General features: G+C 73.3%; 14 protein-coding genes and 1 other RNA gene. 10 read left to right on the forward strand and 5 right to left on the reverse strand.

Annotated elements, in window-relative coordinates; translation table 11 throughout:
• A partial coding sequence (locus AB0F18_RS13645) for an FHA domain-containing protein (RefSeq protein WP_362058976.1) occupies nucleotides 1–712 on the reverse strand: 712 nt, incomplete at its 3' end.
• A gap of 481 nt (nucleotides 713–1,193) precedes the next feature.
• Here AB0F18_RS13645 and AB0F18_RS13650 point away from each other — a divergent pair.
• Together AB0F18_RS13650 and AB0F18_RS13655 are read left to right on the forward strand one after the other, a co-directional pair.
• Nucleotides 1,194–2,975 carry a serine/threonine-protein kinase gene (locus AB0F18_RS13650; protein ID WP_362058979.1) on the forward strand — a complete coding sequence of 594 codons (1,782 nt, stop codon included), beginning with the start codon at nucleotides 1,194–1,196 and terminating at the stop codon, nucleotides 2,973–2,975.
• A 189-nt stretch (nucleotides 2,976–3,164) separates the two neighbouring features.
• A complete protein-coding gene (locus AB0F18_RS13655) occupies nucleotides 3,165–4,442 on the forward strand; it encodes a serine/threonine-protein kinase (protein ID WP_362058982.1) in 1,278 nt (425 codons plus the stop codon).
• Between the two features lie 73 nt (nucleotides 4,443–4,515).
• On the opposite strand, the gene AB0F18_RS13660 is transcribed toward AB0F18_RS13655, so the two are convergent.
• Nucleotides 4,516–5,532, reverse strand: coding sequence for a 2-oxoglutarate and iron-dependent oxygenase domain-containing protein (locus AB0F18_RS13660; RefSeq protein ID WP_362058985.1), 1,017 nt, complete (start codon nucleotides 5,530–5,532; stop codon nucleotides 4,516–4,518).
• Nucleotides 5,533–5,851: 319 nt separating this feature from the next.
• Here AB0F18_RS13660 and prfB point away from each other — a divergent pair, with 319 nt between their 5' ends.
• Entirely contained in the window at nucleotides 5,852–6,964 is a 1,113-nt protein-coding gene (gene prfB, locus AB0F18_RS13665; RefSeq protein WP_362058987.1) for a peptide chain release factor 2, read from the forward strand.
• A gap of 84 nt (nucleotides 6,965–7,048) precedes the next feature.
• Here prfB and AB0F18_RS13670 read toward each other — a convergent pair whose 3' ends face one another.
• On the reverse strand, nucleotides 7,049–7,237 hold the full coding sequence (locus AB0F18_RS13670) for a hypothetical protein (protein WP_344155544.1): 189 nt from the start codon (nucleotides 7,235–7,237) through the stop codon (nucleotides 7,049–7,051).
• A gap of 228 nt (nucleotides 7,238–7,465) precedes the next feature.
• Here AB0F18_RS13670 and ftsE point away from each other — a divergent pair, with 228 nt between their 5' ends.
• From ftsE to AB0F18_RS13700, 6 genes are all read left to right on the forward strand, one after another.
• Nucleotides 7,466–8,155, forward strand: a complete 690-nt coding sequence (gene ftsE / locus AB0F18_RS13675) for a cell division ATP-binding protein FtsE (RefSeq protein ID WP_351887067.1) — start codon at nucleotides 7,466–7,468, stop codon at nucleotides 8,153–8,155.
• A gap of 17 nt (nucleotides 8,156–8,172) precedes the next feature.
• Entirely contained in the window at nucleotides 8,173–9,159 is a 987-nt protein-coding gene (gene ftsX / locus AB0F18_RS13680) for a permease-like cell division protein FtsX (RefSeq protein WP_362058991.1), read from the forward strand.
• A gap of 67 nt (nucleotides 9,160–9,226) precedes the next feature.
• Complete coding sequence (locus tag AB0F18_RS13685) at nucleotides 9,227–10,405, forward strand: S41 family peptidase (protein ID WP_362058994.1); 1,179 nt, start codon at nucleotides 9,227–9,229, stop codon at nucleotides 10,403–10,405.
• Between the two features lie 18 nt (nucleotides 10,406–10,423).
• On the forward strand, nucleotides 10,424–10,909 hold the full coding sequence (gene smpB, locus AB0F18_RS13690) for an SsrA-binding protein SmpB (RefSeq protein ID WP_362058997.1): 486 nt from the start codon (nucleotides 10,424–10,426) through the stop codon (nucleotides 10,907–10,909).
• Between the two features lie 85 nt (nucleotides 10,910–10,994).
• Nucleotides 10,995–11,383, forward strand: a transfer-messenger RNA (tmRNA) gene (gene ssrA / locus AB0F18_RS13695).
• A gap of 98 nt (nucleotides 11,384–11,481) precedes the next feature.
• Nucleotides 11,482–12,030 carry a GNAT family protein gene (locus AB0F18_RS13700; protein ID WP_362058999.1) on the forward strand — a complete coding sequence of 183 codons (549 nt, stop codon included), beginning with the start codon at nucleotides 11,482–11,484 and terminating at the stop codon, nucleotides 12,028–12,030.
• A 112-nt stretch (nucleotides 12,031–12,142) separates the two neighbouring features.
• Here AB0F18_RS13700 and AB0F18_RS13705 read toward each other — a convergent pair whose 3' ends face one another.
• Both AB0F18_RS13705 and AB0F18_RS13710 read right to left on the reverse strand, forming a co-directional pair.
• The gene (locus tag AB0F18_RS13705) at nucleotides 12,143–13,402 is read right to left on the reverse strand and encodes an SH3 domain-containing protein (RefSeq protein WP_362059002.1); all 1,260 of its coding nucleotides are present in this window, start codon (nucleotides 13,400–13,402) and stop codon (nucleotides 12,143–12,145) included.
• Nucleotides 13,403–13,521: 119 nt separating this feature from the next.
• Complete coding sequence (locus tag AB0F18_RS13710; RefSeq protein ID WP_362059005.1) at nucleotides 13,522–14,868, reverse strand: MFS transporter; 1,347 nt, start codon at nucleotides 14,866–14,868, stop codon at nucleotides 13,522–13,524.
• A gap of 84 nt (nucleotides 14,869–14,952) precedes the next feature.
• On the opposite strand from AB0F18_RS13710, the gene AB0F18_RS13715 reads away from it, so the two are divergent.
• Complete coding sequence (locus tag AB0F18_RS13715) at nucleotides 14,953–15,921, forward strand: LysR family transcriptional regulator (protein ID WP_362059008.1); 969 nt, start codon at nucleotides 14,953–14,955, stop codon at nucleotides 15,919–15,921.
• Nucleotides 15,922–15,974: the final 53 nt, after the last annotated feature.

The following is a 15,974-nucleotide window of genomic DNA, read 5'->3' on the forward strand; positions in this document are numbered from 1 at the left end:
ACGGACTGCGGAAGCGGGAGGCGGCGGGCATGAGCGGCATGGGCGGGCGTGAGCACGGGCGCGAGCACGTACGGGTGGCGGTGATCGGGTCCGGGACGACCGGGAGGCGGGTGCCGCCGCCCGGCGCCAGGCGGAGGGTGGATTCGCCGATCCGCAGCAGCGCCCCCGGCGCCAGGGGGACCGCCCGGACCCCCACGGCGGCGCCGTCCAGCGTCGTGCCGTTCGTCGAGCCGAGGTCGGCCACCGCCACGCGCCCGTCCGGCATCACGGTCACCGTGCAGTGCAGCCGCGACACGTCCGGGTCGTCCAGCGGGACATCCGCGTCCGCCGAGCGCCCGATCCGCACCGACCCCGGGTGCAGCAGGTGGACGCCGCCCGCGTCCGGCCCGGCCACCACGTGCAGCTGCGGGGCGCCGAGCCCCTCGTCCCCCAGGGCGTCCGCGTCCGGGGCCGGTACGTGCAGGGTGAGCACCGCTCCGTCCACCAGCGGCGGCTCGCCCAGCACCGTCCGCTGGGGGTCGAGCCGGCGCGACCCGGCGTACAGCACGACCGTGCCACCGGTATCGGGCCCGCCGACGGTCGCCGCGAGCCCGGAGGCCACGGCGGCCAGGGCGGTCCCGGCGGGCGCGGTGACGAGCACGTCACAGCCGGCGGGTGCGGCGGCGGCCTGGTGGCCGCCGCGCGACCCGAGGACGGTCAGCCGGATCTGCATCGCCGTCAGCGGTCCCTTCTGCGCGGAGCGCAGTGCACGGTGCGGGGGCGCCCGGCGGGGGAGCGGCGGGACATGTCTGCCCGGTCAACCCCCCGCCCGGCACGGACGCTTCGTCCGTTCAGGTCTGCCGGAAGGCAGGGCTCCCGTCCCGGCCGTTCCGTACGGGTGCATCCTCGCACCTGTCGCCCGCAACACGCCCGGCACCCGCCAACAAATGATCTTGATAGGCGGTGGCCGCCCCCGCTCACCGCAAGGATCCGGCCACCCGATCGAGCGAATGCCGAGGTAATTCCGGGGAAAAGAGCCTCCGGCATACGCCGCAAAACTCACCCTTCGCACAAATGTGCGGCAACCAACCTCCCTCGGCCCGCGTCCTCCACGGAGACACCCCCTAGAGTTGGGCCGGAAACCCCTCCGGAACCCATCCGGAAACCACCTCGGCGCCAATCAGCCGGAAAACGACAGCAGGGGAGCGCGAGACGTGCGGCCAGTCGGCAGCAAGTACCTGCTCGAGGAGCCGCTCGGACGCGGCGCCACGGGCACCGTCTGGCGTGCCCGCCAGCGGGAGACCGCCGGCGCGGAGGCGGCCGTCGCCGGCCAGCCCGGCGAGACCGTGGCCATCAAGGTCCTCAAGGAGGAGCTGGCCCAGGACGCGGACATCGTCATGCGCTTCCTGCGCGAACGCTCCGTCCTGCTGCGCCTGACGCACCCCAACATCGTCCGCACCCGTGACCTCGTCGTCGAGGGCGACCTCCTCGCCCTCGTCATGGACCTGATCGACGGCCCGGACCTGCACAAGTACATCCGGCAGAACGGCCCCTTCAGCCCCGTCGCCGCCGCCCTGCTGACCGCCCAGATCGCGGACGCGCTCGCCGCCAGCCACGCCGACGGCGTCGTCCACCGCGACCTGAAGCCGGCCAACGTCCTGCTCGACGAGAGCAACGGGCAGATGCGCCCGATGCTCACCGACTTCGGCATCGCCCGCCTCGCCGACTCCCCGGGCCTCACCCGCACCCACGAGTTCGTCGGCACCCCCGCCTACGTCGCCCCCGAGTCCGCCGAGGGCCGCCCGCAGACCTCCGCCGTCGACATCTACGGCGCCGGCATCCTCCTGTACGAGCTCCTCACCGGCCGCCCGCCCTTCGCCGGCGGCACCGCGCTCGAAGTGCTCCACCGCCACCTCAGCGAGGACCCGCAGCGGCCCCCGTCCGTGCCGGAGGCGCTGTGGATCGTCATCGAGCGCTGCCTGCGCAAGGAACCCGACGAGCGCCCGAGCGCCGAGAGCCTGGCCCGCGGCCTGCGCGTGGTCGCCGCCGGCATCCGCGTGCACTCCTCGCCCGACGAGGTCGAGGCCGCGCTCGGCGTCGGCGCGCTGCTCGCCCCCGACCCCTCGCCCGCGCCGGTGCCCGCCGCCGCCCCGCAGCTCCCCGGGAGCAACGCACCGACCCAGGCGACGCCCGTACCGGCCGCGGGGGAGTACGACCAGTACGACCCGAACGCGATGACCAGCGTGCTGCCGCCGGTCGACGGGGCGGACGCCACCAGCGTGCTGCCGCCCGTCGCCGGAGCGCAGGGCGCCGGGGCCCAGGGCGCCCCCGACCCGACCTCCGTGATGCCGCCGGTGCAGCGGCCCGACGCGCCGCACCCCTGGCAGTCGCAGATGCGGGCCGCGCGGGACCGCAACGAGCAGACGCAGATGCACTACCTGGACCCGAGCGAGGACCCGCTGCGCCGCCGCCCGCAGCGCCAGGCCCCGCCGCCCCCGCAGCACCAGCCCCCGCAGCCGCCGCAGTACCGCCCGGCCCCTCCGCCGCAGCAGTACCAGCAGCCGCCCCAGTACGCCCCGCAGCCCCAGCCGTACCAGCAGCCGCAGGCGTACCAGCCTCCGCAGCCCCCGCAGCAGCAGGCGCCGTACCGGCAGCCCCAGCCGCCGGTGCAGCAGCCGCCCGTGCAGCAGCCCCCGCAGCAGCCGCGCCCGCCCCGGCCGCAGCCCCCGCGCGAGCCCCGTCCACCGCGCGAGCCGCGCCCCCGCAGCGCCAACCCGGTCCGCATCCCGGGCCTGGGCTGCCTCAAGGGCTGCCTGGTGCTGGTCCTGCTGCTCTTCGTGGGCGGCTGGCTGATCTGGGAACTGACCCCGCTCCAAGAGTGGGTCGGCACCGGCAAGGGCTGGTGGGACCAGGTCTGGAGCTGGGGCAGCGACGCCATCGACTTCATCGGCTCGATCGGCGACAAGGTGAACGGCGGCGCCGACGGCGGGTCCTGACGACCCGACAGCCGGCGCTGCGGCTCCGGACGGGCCCCAACGGCCCCCCGTAGCGCCGACTTCGTAGATTTGTCGACATCCAGGACGTGATTTCGCCCGCAGAAGTGAAGGTCACCGCGATCCGGAGCGCCGGGCCCCCATTCGGCCGCGTAGCTTTGGGGCGTTACGCCAGCCGCTGAGGGAGCAGTCGTGGCACGGAAGATCGGCAGCCGGTACACCGCCCACCAGATCCTGGGGCGCGGCAGCGCGGGCACGGTGTGGCTGGGCGAGGGGCCGGACGGGCCCGTCGCCGTCAAACTGCTGCGCGAGGACCTCGCCTCCGACCAGGAGCTGGTCGGACGCTTCGTCCAGGAGCGCAGCGCGCTGCTCGGCCTGGAGCACCCGCACATCGTCTCCGTCCGCGACCTGGTCGTGGACGGCAACGACCTCGCCCTCGTCATGGACCTCGTCCGCGGCACGGACCTGCGCACGCGCCTCGACCGCGAGCGGCGGCTGGCCCCCGAGGCGGCCGTGACCATCGTCGCCGACGTCGCGGACGCGCTGGCCGCGGCGCACGCGGCGGGCGTCGTCCACCGGGACGTGAAGCCGGAGAACGTCCTGCTCGACATGCAGGGCCCGCTCGGGCCCGGCGGCGCGCACCCCGCGCTGCTGACCGACTTCGGCGTGGCCAAGCTCATCGACCACCCGCGCCGGGCCCCCGCGCCGGCCGGCGCGCGGGCGACGGCCCAGGCGACCCGGATCATCGGGACCCCGGACTATCTGGCCCCGGAAATAGTGGAGGGCCTGCCCCCGCGGGCCGCCGTCGACATATACGCCCTGGCCACGGTCCTGTACGAGCTCCTGGCCGGGTTCACCCCCTTCGGCGGGGGACACCCCGGCGCGGTGCTGCGCCGGCACGTCACGGAGACCGTCGTCCCGCTGCCGGGGATTCCCGAGGAGCTGTGGCAGCTGATCGTCCAGTGCCTGGCCAAGGCCCCGGCCTCGCGGCTGCGGGCCTCGGAGCTGTCGGTGCGGCTGCGGGAGCTGCTGCCGCTGCTGGCCGGGATGCCGCCGCTGGACGTGGACGAGCCGGACGACGCCGACCCGGCGGAGCCGGAGGCCCCGGCGGCCGCCGCGGAGGAGTCGGCCGCCGCCGATCCGGTACGGAGGCGGGGGGTGGTCCCGCTGGTCCCCGGTTCCGCGACGGACTCCAACCGGGACACGCACACCTCCATGCGGGTGCCGACGCCCGACGAGCTCGCCGGCGGGGCCCTGGGCACCGCCCGCGTCCCGCGCCCCGCCGGCGGCCACCGCCCGGGCTCCGCCCGGCACCGGGCGGAGGCGGTGCGCAAGCGGCGGCTGGTCATCTCGGCGTCGGCGCTGGCGCTGGCCGCGGCGGTCGGGGTGGGCAGCTGGCTCGCCACCGCCGAGGACGACCCGGCCCCCCGCCCTCCGGGCACGAAGCACTCCGCCCCGTCCCGGCCGTAGGGGGCGTCCGGCGGATCATGGCCGGGCCCCCTAGCCGCCGGGCGGGGCCGCGGGGTGGCGCCCCGGCGGACGGCTACGCCGAGACGAGCGCGGGGTGCCAGCGCCGGGCCACCGCCGGGTGGGCCCGGACCCACCCCTTCAGCTCGTTGCGCCCGTACTCCGCGTGCAGCGGGTTCGACGCGTCGTGCGCGACCCCCGGCGCGGACCGCAGGTACTCCCCGGGGACCGTTTCGATCACCGCGTCCAGCCGCGGGTTGTAGAAGAACGGCACCGAGAACCGCTCCACCGCCCCCGGCGGACTGACCACCCGGTGGTCGGTGGCCACCAGGTACCCCTCCGTGGCGATCTCCAGCAGCTCGCCCAGGTTCACCACGAACGCCCCCGGCATCGGCGGGATGTCCACGAAGCCGCCGTCCCGCACGACCTGCAGCCCGCCCACCCCGTCCTGCAGCAGCAGCGTCAGGAAGCCGTAGTCCTTGTGCGCGCCCACCCCCTGGTCCGCGCCCGACGGGGCGGATCCGGGGTAGCGGATCAGCTTCGTGTGCAGGTGCGGCCGGTCCGCGAAGGCCGCGTCGAAGAAGTCCGAGGGGGCTCCGATCGAGGTCAGCAGCTCCCGCAGCAGCCGGTGCGCCACCGCCGCCAGCCGCTCCTGCCACCCGAGCACCGCCTCCCGCAGCTCCGGCAGCGCCGCCGGCCACTGGTTGGGGCCCTCCAGCCACAGGTACGCCGGGTCCTCCGGCCCCAGCTGCGGCGCCGGCCGTTCCGCGCCGACGTCCAGCTGGTCCCGCCAGTCGGAGGCCCCGCCGGTCAGCTCGTGTCCGATGCGGGTGTAGCCCCGGAAGTGCGGGGAGTTCAGATTGCTCACGCTCAGCCGGTCGGCCTCCGGGAGCGCGAAGAAGGCCCTGGTCAGCTCCAGGATGCGGGCGGTCTCGGCCTCGGTTATCCCGTGCCCGGTCAGATAGAGGAACCCGGTGTCGCGGGCGGCGGCGTGCAGCTGCTTGAGGAAGTCGTCCCGCTCGGCGGGGTCGTCGGCCCGGGAGAGGTCGATCACAGCGAGGGAAGGAGAGGAGGAGGGGTGCGCGGACGGCATGACGGCTCCGTTTCGGATGTCACGGGGTCCTGTGCCCCAGAGATGGCGGGGCGGCGGGCAGCGTGGAACGGACCGCCGGCGGGGATGGGGCCGGGCGGGCGTGACCGCGTACAGGACCGAAGTCGGATCGGGGTTGATCAGGCTTGTGCGAGGTCCGGCGGCAGACAGCTCGTGGTGGTGACACGCATGTGATCCACATGGCGGCGCTTCACGAGTAGAACGGTCATACGGTGAGCGTACGCCCGTACCCGCCCTCCCCCGAACCCGTTGATCCGGCCTGACCGGAGATGGCCGTCCGCGGACCGGCTACGCTGGACCCGTGGCAGTCGTCGATGTTTCCGAAGAGCTGAAGTCCCTCTCCTCGACCATGGGGTCGATCGAGGCCGTCCTGGACCTCGACAAGCTGAGGGCAGATATCGCCGTGCTCGAGGAGCAGGCCGCCGCGCCGTCCCTGTGGGACGACCCGGAGGCCGCCCAGAAGATCACGAGCAAGCTTTCGCACCTCCAGGCCGAGGTCCGCAAGACCGAGGCGCTGCGCGGCCGCATCGACGACCTCGCGGTGCTCTTCGAGCTCGCGCAGGAGATGGAGGACGCGGACACCCTCGCCGAGGCGGAGGCCGAGCTGGTGTCCGTCCGCAAGGCGCTGGACGAGATGGAGGTCCGGACCCTGCTCTCCGGCGAGTACGCCGAGCGCGAGGCCCTGGTCAACATCCGCGCCGAGGCCGGCGGCGTCGACGCCTCCGACTTCGCCGAGCGCCTCCAGCGCATGTACCTGCGCTGGGCCGAGCGCCACGGCTACCCGACCGAGATCTACGAGACCTCGTACGCGGAAGAGGCCGGCATCAAGTCGACCACCTTCGTGGTCAAGGCCCCGTACGCGTACGGCACCCTCTCCGTCGAGCAGGGCACCCACCGCCTCGTGCGCATCTCCCCCTTCGACAACCAGGGACGCCGCCAGACCTCCTTCGCGGGCGTCGAGGTGCTCCCGGTCGTCGAGACCAGCGACCACGTCGAGATCGACGAGTCCGAGCTGCGCGTGGACGTGTACCGCGCCTCCGGCCCCGGCGGCCAGGGCGTCAACACGACCGACTCGGCCGTGCGCATCACGCACCTCCCGACCGGCATCGTGGTCTCCTGCCAGAACGAGCGCTCCCAGATCCAGAACAAGGCCAGCGCGATGAACGTGCTCCAGGCCAAGCTGCTGGAGCGGCGCCGCCAGGAGGAGCAGGCCAGGATGGACGCCCTCAAGGACGGCGGCAGCTCCTGGGGCAACCAGATGCGCTCCTACGTCCTGCACCCGTACCAGATGGTCAAGGACCTGCGGACGGAGTTCGAGGTCGGCAACCCGCAGGCCGTCCTCGACGGCGAGATCGACGGCTTCCTGGAGGCCGGCATCCGCTGGCGCAAGCAGCAGGAGCAGCAGACCGCCTAAGCGGTGGCAACAGTGAGGAAGGGCCCGGACACCCATGGTGTCCGGGCCCTTCTCTCTTCGCCTGTGATCGGAACGCGGCGCGGCCTACGCGGTCCGGGCCACCAGCGCCAGCGCGGCCACCAGCACCACCATGAGCGCGATGAGCGCCATCGGATTCAGCCCTGCGAAGGGGCCCTCCTGCTGGAGGCGCTCCCGGTTCGCCCGGCACACCGGGCAGCGGCCCTGGCTGACAGGTGCGGCGCAGTTCGCGCACACGAGCCGGTCATATGTCATGCGCTCCTCCTCTCGTCCCCTCGTGACGCTTAACGGCAAGGGGACCGAGTCCGTTCCCCCTACCACTGTGCCAGCTCCGCCGACATTCGGCGCGGCCCGTCCGGGCAAGAGCGGTCCGGCTCCCCCGCGAGCGGGGGATAAATCAGGCAACTCCGGATGCCGGGTCCCCACTCCGCGCCCGTTCGCGTATGGTCACGCACACCTACTCCCGGCGACCGTGGTGCACCCGTGATCCGATTCGACAACGTCTCCAAGTCCTACCCGAAGCAATCCCGGCCCGCACTCAGAGATGTCTCCCTCGACATCGCCAAGGGCGAGTTCGTCTTCCTGGTCGGCTCCTCCGGCTCCGGCAAGTCCACCTTCCTGCGGCTGGTCCTGCGCGAGGAACGGGCGAGCCACGGGCAGGTGCACGTCCTGGGGAAGGACCTCGCGAAGCTCTCCAACTGGAAGGTCCCGCACATGCGGCGCCAGCTGGGGACCGTCTTCCAGGACTTCCGGCTCCTGCCCAACAAGACGGTGGCCGAGAACGTCGCCTTCGCCCAGGAGGTCATCGGCAAACCGCGCGGTGAGATCCGCAAGGCCGTCCCGCAGGTGCTGGAGCTGGTCGGCCTGGGCGGCAAGGAGGGGCGGATGCCGGGCGAGCTGTCCGGCGGCGAGCAGCAGCGCGTGGCCATCGCCCGCGCCTTCGTCAACCGCCCCGCCCTGCTGATCGCCGACGAGCCGACGGGCAACCTCGACCCGCAGACCTCCGTGGGGATCATGAAGCTGCTGGACCGGATCAACCGGACCGGCACCACCGTCATCATGGCCACGCACGACCAGCAGATCGTGGACCAGATGCGCAAGCGCGTCATCGAACTCGAACAGGGCCGACTCGTACGCGACCAGTCGCGCGGCGTCTACGGCTACCAGCACTGAAAGGTCTCTGAGACGCCATGCGCGCCCAGTTCGTCATGTCGGAGATCGGCGTCGGCCTCCGCCGCAATCTCACCATGACCTTCGCGGTCATCATCTCCGTGGCCCTGTCGCTGGCCCTCTTCGGGGGCTCCCTGCTCATGCGGGACCAGGTCAGCGCCATGAAGGGGTACTGGTACGACAAGGTCAACGTCACCGTCTACCTCTGCACCAAGAACGACGCCCTGGACGCCGCCGCGGGCAACGCCCCGGCGGCGGCCGGCGCACCGGGCGCAGCCGCGGCGCCCGCCGCCGGGAACGGCAAGCCCTGCTCCAAGGGGGCCGTCACGCCCGAGCAGAAGCAGGGCATCGAGCGCGAGCTCAAGAAGATGGACCTCGTCCAGACCGTCATGTACGAGTCCTCGGACGAGGCCTACAAGCACTACAAGGAGCGCTTCGGGCACACCGCCCTGGCCTCGGTCGTCACCCCCGACCAGATGCCGGACTCCTTCCGGGTCAAGCTGAAGAACCCCGAGAAGTACGAGGTCATCACCTCCGCCTTCGCGGGCCGCGACGGGGTCCAGTCGGTGGCCGACCAGTCCACCGAGCTCGACAACCTCTTCGCCCTGCTCGGCACCCTCAACTGGGCCGCCCTCGGCATCATGATGATCATGCTGATCGTGGCGCTGCTGCTGATCGTCAACACCGTGCGCGTCTCGGCGTTCAGCCGTCGGCGGGAGACCGGCATCATGCGGCTGGTCGGCGCCTCCGGCTTCTACATCCAGGTGCCGTTCATCATGGAGGCGGCCGTGGCCGGCCTCATCGGCGCCGGCTTCGCCTGCGCCATGCTCGGCGCCGGCCAGTACTTCGTGATCGACCACGGCATCGGCCTCCGCGACAAGCTCCAGCTGATCAACTTCATCGGCTGGGACGCGGTCCTCACGAAGCTCCCGCTGGTCCTCGTCATCGGCCTGCTGATGCCCTCCCTGGCGGCGTTCGTCGCGTTGCGCAAGTACCTGAAGGTGTGACGAGCGCCCCCTGTCGTCTACGGTCAACCCCGCTTGCGGAAGCGGGGCTTGTCCTAGACTCGGCCGCATGCCGGGTCTGCCCGCTCTCTGTCTCCGGCCCCGTGACCTGCGTCGCGGGGCCTTCTTGACGCTGCTGTTCGCCGTCTCCGTGGGGGCCGCGGCGGCCACCGGGTGCTGGGGCGGGCCCGAGGGCGGGCCGGCCGCCGTCCTCACGAGTGCCGAGGAGCCGGAGGCCGTCCCCGCCCCCGGGACCGCCGACCGGGAGGCCGTCGCGCGGGCCGCCGCCGAGGCCGTCGCCGAGGGCAAGTCCGGCAAGAAGGCCGCCGAGGAGGTGGTCAGCCGCAGCGGCGACCGCTGGGGCGCCGTCTACGACCAGGGCGAGTACGCCGCCTTCGCCGAGGCCCTCGACGGCCGCTGGACCGGCGTCGGGCTCTGGGCCGGGCGGCGCGGCGACGGCCGGATCGAGGTCGACCGGGTCCAGCCCGACAGCCCCGCCGAGCGGGCCGGCCTGCGCGCCGGGGACCGGCTGCTGAGCGTGGACGGCCGGAGCGTCACCGGCCTGGCCGTCGCCGACGTGGTGGCCCGGCTGCGTGGGGAGGCCGGCACCCCGGTGGTCCTGCGCCTGAGCCGGGACGGCGCCGACCTCACCGAGACCGTCCGCCGCGAGGAGCTGCGCGCCGACCCGGTGACCGTACGCCGCCTCGCGGGCGGCATCACCGTGATCAAGGTGGCCTCCTTCACCCGGGGTTCGGGCGAGCGCGTCAGGGAGGCCGTACGGCAGGCCCCGCCCGGCGCCGGGGTGATGCTGGACCTGCGCGGCAACCCGGGCGGGCTGGTCACCGAGGCGGTCACGGCGGCCTCCGCGTTCCTGGACGGCGGGCTCGTGGCGACGTACGACGTACGAGGCTCCGAGCGCGCCCTGTACGCCCCGCCCGGCGGGGACACCGACCGCCCCCTGGTGGCCCTCGTGGACGGCGGCACGATGAGCGCGGCCGAGCTGGTCACCGGCGCCCTCCAGGACCGCGGCCGCGCGGTGACGGTGGGCACCCGCACCTTCGGCAAGGGCTCCGTGCAGATGCCCACCCAGCTCCCGGGCGGGGCGGTGGCGGAGCTGACGGTGGGCACGTACCGCACCCCGGCGGGCCGCAGCCTCGACGGCGGCGGCATCACCCCGGACCTGGCGGCCGGCGAGGGGGCCGAGGAGCGGGCGCGGTCGGTATTGGGTGGCCTCGGGGTGGGGTCGTAGTGCGAAAATGACCGCACTATGGCTAAGGAAAAAGGGCGCAAGCTGATCGCCCAGAACAAGAAGGCGCGGCACGACTACACGATCATCGACACCTACGAGTGCGGCATCGTGCTCACGGGCACCGAGGTCAAGTCCCTGCGCCAGGGCCGGGCCTCGCTGGTGGACGGCTTCGTGTCGGTCGAGAGCCGCGAGGTGTGGATGTACAACGTCCACGTGCCGGAGTACAGCCAGGGCACCTGGACCAACCACAGCGCCCGGCGCAAGCGCAAGCTCCTCATGCACCGCGAGGAGATCGACAAGCTGGAGCGCAAGGCCGACGAGTCGGGTCACACGATCGTGCCCCTGGCCCTGTACTTCAAGGACGGCCGCGCGAAGGTCGAGATCGCGCTGGCGAAGGGCAAGAAGGAGTACGACAAGCGCCAGACCATGCGCGAGAAGCAGGACACGCGCGAGACCCAGCGGACGATCTCGGCGATCCGCCGCAAGCAGCGGGGCACGGTTTAATCTCCTGGCACCCGGTGGTCCACTTCGCGTACGATGGGGACCAGCACCACCCCCCAGGGGGCGGCGCACCTTGAGAAAAAAACATGGGGATGATCGGTTTCGACAGCGGATGTCGATGCAGGGGAAGCGAGCCGAGGAAGCGGCAATGATCTCGCTAACCACATGTCGCAAACAATAATCGCCAACTCCAAGAGCGATAACTCCCGCTTCACCCTCGCTGCCTAATAACAGTGAGCTGAAGCCTCTGTGAGGAGCGTCAGCCCGGAAGTGGTCCCGGTCCGGATCCTGGCGTCAACAAGGGATCTAAACCTCTAGCCCCGGTCACGGGGGCTGGAGGGAAACCAAACAGTGACTGAGCCCGTCGGAGACTTGTCCGTGTGATCTCCGGGGCCGAGAAAAGCGCAGCGGACTGCGCTCGGAGAAGCCCTGCTTCTGCACCGTTGGACGCGGGTTCGATTCCCGCCATCTCCACTCATCCCATGTGGGCGAAGGCCCCGCAGCCGGTTGGCTGCGGGGCCTTCGTCATGTCCGTGGCCCCTCGGCCTACGTTCTTGATCGTTTAGGGTGGCGCGATGTTCGAAGGAAACCTGGTGAGACTGCGCGCGCTGCGCGCCGAAGACGCCGAACACCACCTGCGGTGGCGCAACGACCCGGAGGTGGTGCGTCTGGCCGCGGCCGGTGATCCCCTCTTCGGGCCGGTCACGGCGGAGGCGGTCGCGATCGCGTTCGAGGGGAAGCTGCGGCTGGTGCCGAGGGAGGCGGCCGTGTTCACGGTCGAGGACCTGGAGAGCGGGCGGGTCATCGGCATGGCCGACTACCGCGACCTCGACCCCTACGTCGGGGTGGCCACCCTGGGCATCACGATCGGCGAGCGGGAGTTCTGGGGCCGGGGGCACGGCCGTGACGCGGTGCGGCTGCTGGTGGACCACCTGTTCGGCGCGTACGGGCTGCACCGGCTGGAGCTGGACACCTGGAGCGGCAACGAGCGTGCCGTACGGGCCTTTTCGGGGCTCGGCTTCCGTGAGGAGGGGCGGCTGCGGGCGGCCGTGCTGGTGGCGGGCGAGCGCTACGACCGGGTGCTCTTCGGGATGCTGCGCGAGGAGTGGTCGAAGGCCGTGTGAGCGGTGGACACGGGCGAAGGCCCCGCGGCCTGCCGGCTGCGGGGCCTTCGCCCGTGTCCGGGCCGCCGGACCGCCGCCGGTGCGGGCGGCGGGGCCGGGGACCGTGGTGGGGTCACGAGCAGTACGGGACCTTGTTGAGGTTCAGGGCGTAGCGGGCGGAGATCCAGCCGCGGCCGTCGGCGAGCTTGTACCAGATGGCGTTGTCGTCGACCTGTTCGCCGTTGACCTTGCACTGGAGCACCACGACCGTGTCGGCCGCGATCTTTCCGGTCTTCGCGTAGCCCGTGCCGGGGCCGGAGCGGATGCCGAGGCCCTTGCCGGAGGTGACGATGCGGGCCTTCGGGCCGCCCTTGTGGTCGCCCTTGTCGCCCTTGCCGTGGTGATCGCCCTTGCCGTGGTGGTCACCCTTGCCGTGGTGGTCACCCTTGCCGTGGTGGTCCTTGCCGTCGTGGTCCTTGCCGCCGTGGTGGCTGCCGCACTTGCAGTCGCCGGGCTTGCCCTGGTCGCCCTTGTCGCCCTTGGGTCCCTGCGAGCCGGCCGGGCCGCGGTCGCCCTTCGGGCCCTGCTCGCCCGGGTAGCCCCTCGGGCCGCGGGGGCCTTCGGGGCCCTGGTCGCCCTTGTCGCCCTTGGGGCCCTGGGGGCCGCCGGCCGGGCCGGTGTCGCCCCTGTCGCCCTTGTCGCCCTTGGGGCCCTGCGGTCCCTGCGGGCCGGCCGGGCCCGGCCTGCCCTGCGGGCCCTGGGGGCCTGTCTGGCCGCGCTCGCCGGTGTCGCCCTTGTCGCCCTTCTCGCCCTTGGGGCCCGGGCGGCCGGGCTTGCCGTGGTGGCCGGGCCTGCCCTCGTGGCCGTCGTGGCCGTCGTGTCCGGGCGGGCCGTCGTCGCCCTTCGGGCCCCGCACCGGGGTGGCGACGGCGAACAGGGCCGGGGCGTCCTCGCCGTCGGACCATTCGCCGCCGTCCAGGGTGGTGCCCTCGGGGGCGTTCGCGTCCACCTTGAGGGAAACCGCCAGCCGCGTCTGGGTGTTCGCCGGGAAGGCGAAGCCGGCGCGGGTCCCGGCGTTGCAGGTCAGCAGGCGCGCGTCCTTCGAGCGGCTGCACGAGCCGCCCGCCCGCTGGCCGTTCCAGTAGAAGCGGGCCTCCGGGAACGTGGTCCGCTCCGGGGCGGTGATCCGGAAGGTGTTGCTGTGCGCGGCGTCGGCCCCGTTCAGGGCCGCGATGACGACGCGGCCCGTCTTCCCGGGGGCGATGGAGGGGACGTACGGCTGGGAGAAGCGGATGTGCGAGGAGTCCGCCAGGGCCGGCACGGCCGGCGTCAGGCAGGACGCGGTGACGGCTGCGACGATCAGGGCCGAGGAGACGGAACGCGAAGCAGGCAAGGGGAGTTCCTCCGCGAAGGGAAGGGTTTGGGAGAAAGCCTCCCCAGTTATGGCGGATTGCGGCGAGGAAGGGTGCGACCCACGCGGTGACGTCACCCGGCAGCCGGATGAAATCCCGATCAACGACCGGGCCGTGGAGTCGCCGATCCGATAAGCAGTGCGGCCAGAGCGGCGGCCGCCGGGAGGAGGTACGCCGTCCCGGTGCCGAAGCGGTCGACGGCGAGACCCGCCGTGGCGGAACCGGCCGCGATGCCCGCGAGGATCGCGGTCACGGCCAGGGTCATGCCCTCGTTGAGGCGGCCCTCCGGGGTCCGGGACTGGACCAGGCCCATCGCGGTCACCATCACCGGCGCCGTGGACATGCCCGCCAGCAGCAGGGCCGCCGCCAGCGGTACGAGGGAGCCGGTGGCCGCCGCCGCCCAGGGCAGGGCCATCGCCCCGGCCAGCGCCAGCAGGCAGGTCCGCAGACCGAGCGGCCGCCTGGCCCCGTACAGCAGCCCGGCCACGCAGGAGCCGGCCGCCTGGAGCGCGAGGACCGGGCCGGACGCGCCGCCCAGGCCCAGGGCGGAGAGGTGGGCGACCGAGGTGACCTCCATCGAGCCGAAGACCAGGCCGGTGGCGAGGAACAGGCCGAGCAGGGGCGCCAGGGCGCGCAGCGGCGAGCGGCCCCCTCCGGCCCGCGGCGCCCCGCCGGGCGGGGGCTCGGTGGCGCGGTGCGCGGTGAACACCAGCATGCCGGTCAGCAGCAGCACCGCCCCCGTGAGGGTGCCGGCCTCCGGGAAGACGGCGGTGCACAGGAAGGCGGCGAGGACCGGGCCGAGCATGTAGCACAGCTCGTCGGCGGCCTGTTCGAAGGACATCGCGGTGTGGTGCGCGGACCGGGGGAGCAGGTGCGTCCAGCGGGCCCGGGACATGCCGCCGATGTTGGGGGTGGTGGCGGTGGCCGCGTAGGAGGCGAACAGGGTCCAGGCCGGGGCCTGCGTACGGACGCACAGGACGAGGGAGAGCGAGCCGAGGACGGCGATCACGGTGGCCGGTACGGCGATACGGGCCTGCCCGTACCGGTCGACGAGGCGGGCCGTCCACGGGGCGACGACGGCGGTGGCGGCCATGCCGGTCGCAGTGACCGCACCGGCGAGGGCGTACGAGCCGCGCTGGCCGGCGATCATCATGACCGCGCTGATCCCGAACATGCCCATGGGGAGCCGGGCGAGCAGGTTCCCGGCGGTGAACCCGCGCGCCCCCGGGACGGCGAACAGGCGGGCGTACGGGCCCAGGAGGCGGGCGGCGGCGGAACGCCGGACGGGGGCCGGGGCTCCGGCGGGAGCCGGGGAGGCGGCGGGAGCCGGGACCGCCGGGCCGGTCCGGGCGCGGCGGCGGGCGGGGTCGGTAGCGGCGGCAGGGGCGGGCGAGGCCAGGACCAGGGTGGTGCCCGTCACGGCCATGAGCGGGGTCTCTTGCGGCATGCCCCGAGCCTGCGCCCCGGCCCCGGCGGCGGTCCAACACCTGTTCCGGGGCCATTCACGCCCTCCCGTTGTTAATCTTCCCGGGTGACCTCCCCCGACGTGGACCCCCGGCTGCTGCGCGGCTTCCTCGCCGTCGCCGAAGAGCTGCACTTCACCCGAGCCGCCGCCCGCCTCTACGTGGCCCAGCAGGCCCTCAGCCGCGACGTCCGCCGCCTCGAACAGACCCTGGGCGCCACCCTGTTCACCCGCACCACCCGGGCCGTCGAGCTCACCGCCGACGGCGCACGCCTGCTGCCCCACGCCCGCGAGGTGCTCCGCGCCCACGAGGAACTCGCCGCCGCCTTCGCCGGCCCGCCACCCGCCCTCCTCGTCGACCTCAACACCGACGGCCCCACCACCGCCCGCCTCGTCCTGGAACGGGCCCGCGAACTCGCCCCCGGCCACGAGCTGATGGCCCGGTTCGAGAGCGGCCTCACCCACGCCGCCGCCGAGATCGCCGCCGGGCGGCTCGACGTCTCCTTCGGCTACTTCGACGGCCTGGACCCCGCCCTGCGGTCCCGGCTCGCCCACCGGCCCGTGCGCCACGAACCCCTCGCCGTGCTCCTGCCCGAGGACCACCCGCTGGCCGCGCTGGAATCCGTACCGCTCGACGCGCTCGCCGGGGAGAGCGTCTACGCCGGCGCCGGGAACCCGCGCACCCTGGAGTGGACCGGCCTGGCCCGCGAGCTGTTCGCCGGGCGGGGCATCGCCGTGGCCCCGCCCGCGCCGGTGGCCATCGGCAAGGAGGAGTTCGTGCGGGTGATGGCCAAGACCCGCAACCCCGTCCTGGTCACCGTCGTCTTCGCCGACATCCCCGGCTGCGTCAAACGCCCCCTCGTGGACCCCGTACCGCTCTCCCCGCTGTCCATGGTCTGGCGCGCGGGCCTGCGCCACCCCGGCCTGGACGCCCTCGCCCGGGCCGCCGCCGAACTCCAGGACGCCCACCGCTGGCTGGAAGTCCCCCCGGCCGGCTGGCTCCCCGCCGCGCTCACACCCGGCGCGCACGGCGGGTGAGAGCAAGGTTTCCCCCCGGTCATCCGGCGGGGACCGGGGCCGAAACGCGCCGT

This window comes from Streptomyces sp. NPDC029216 (assembly GCF_040648015.1).
Classification (GTDB): Bacteria; Actinomycetota; Actinomycetes; order Streptomycetales; family Streptomycetaceae; genus Streptomyces.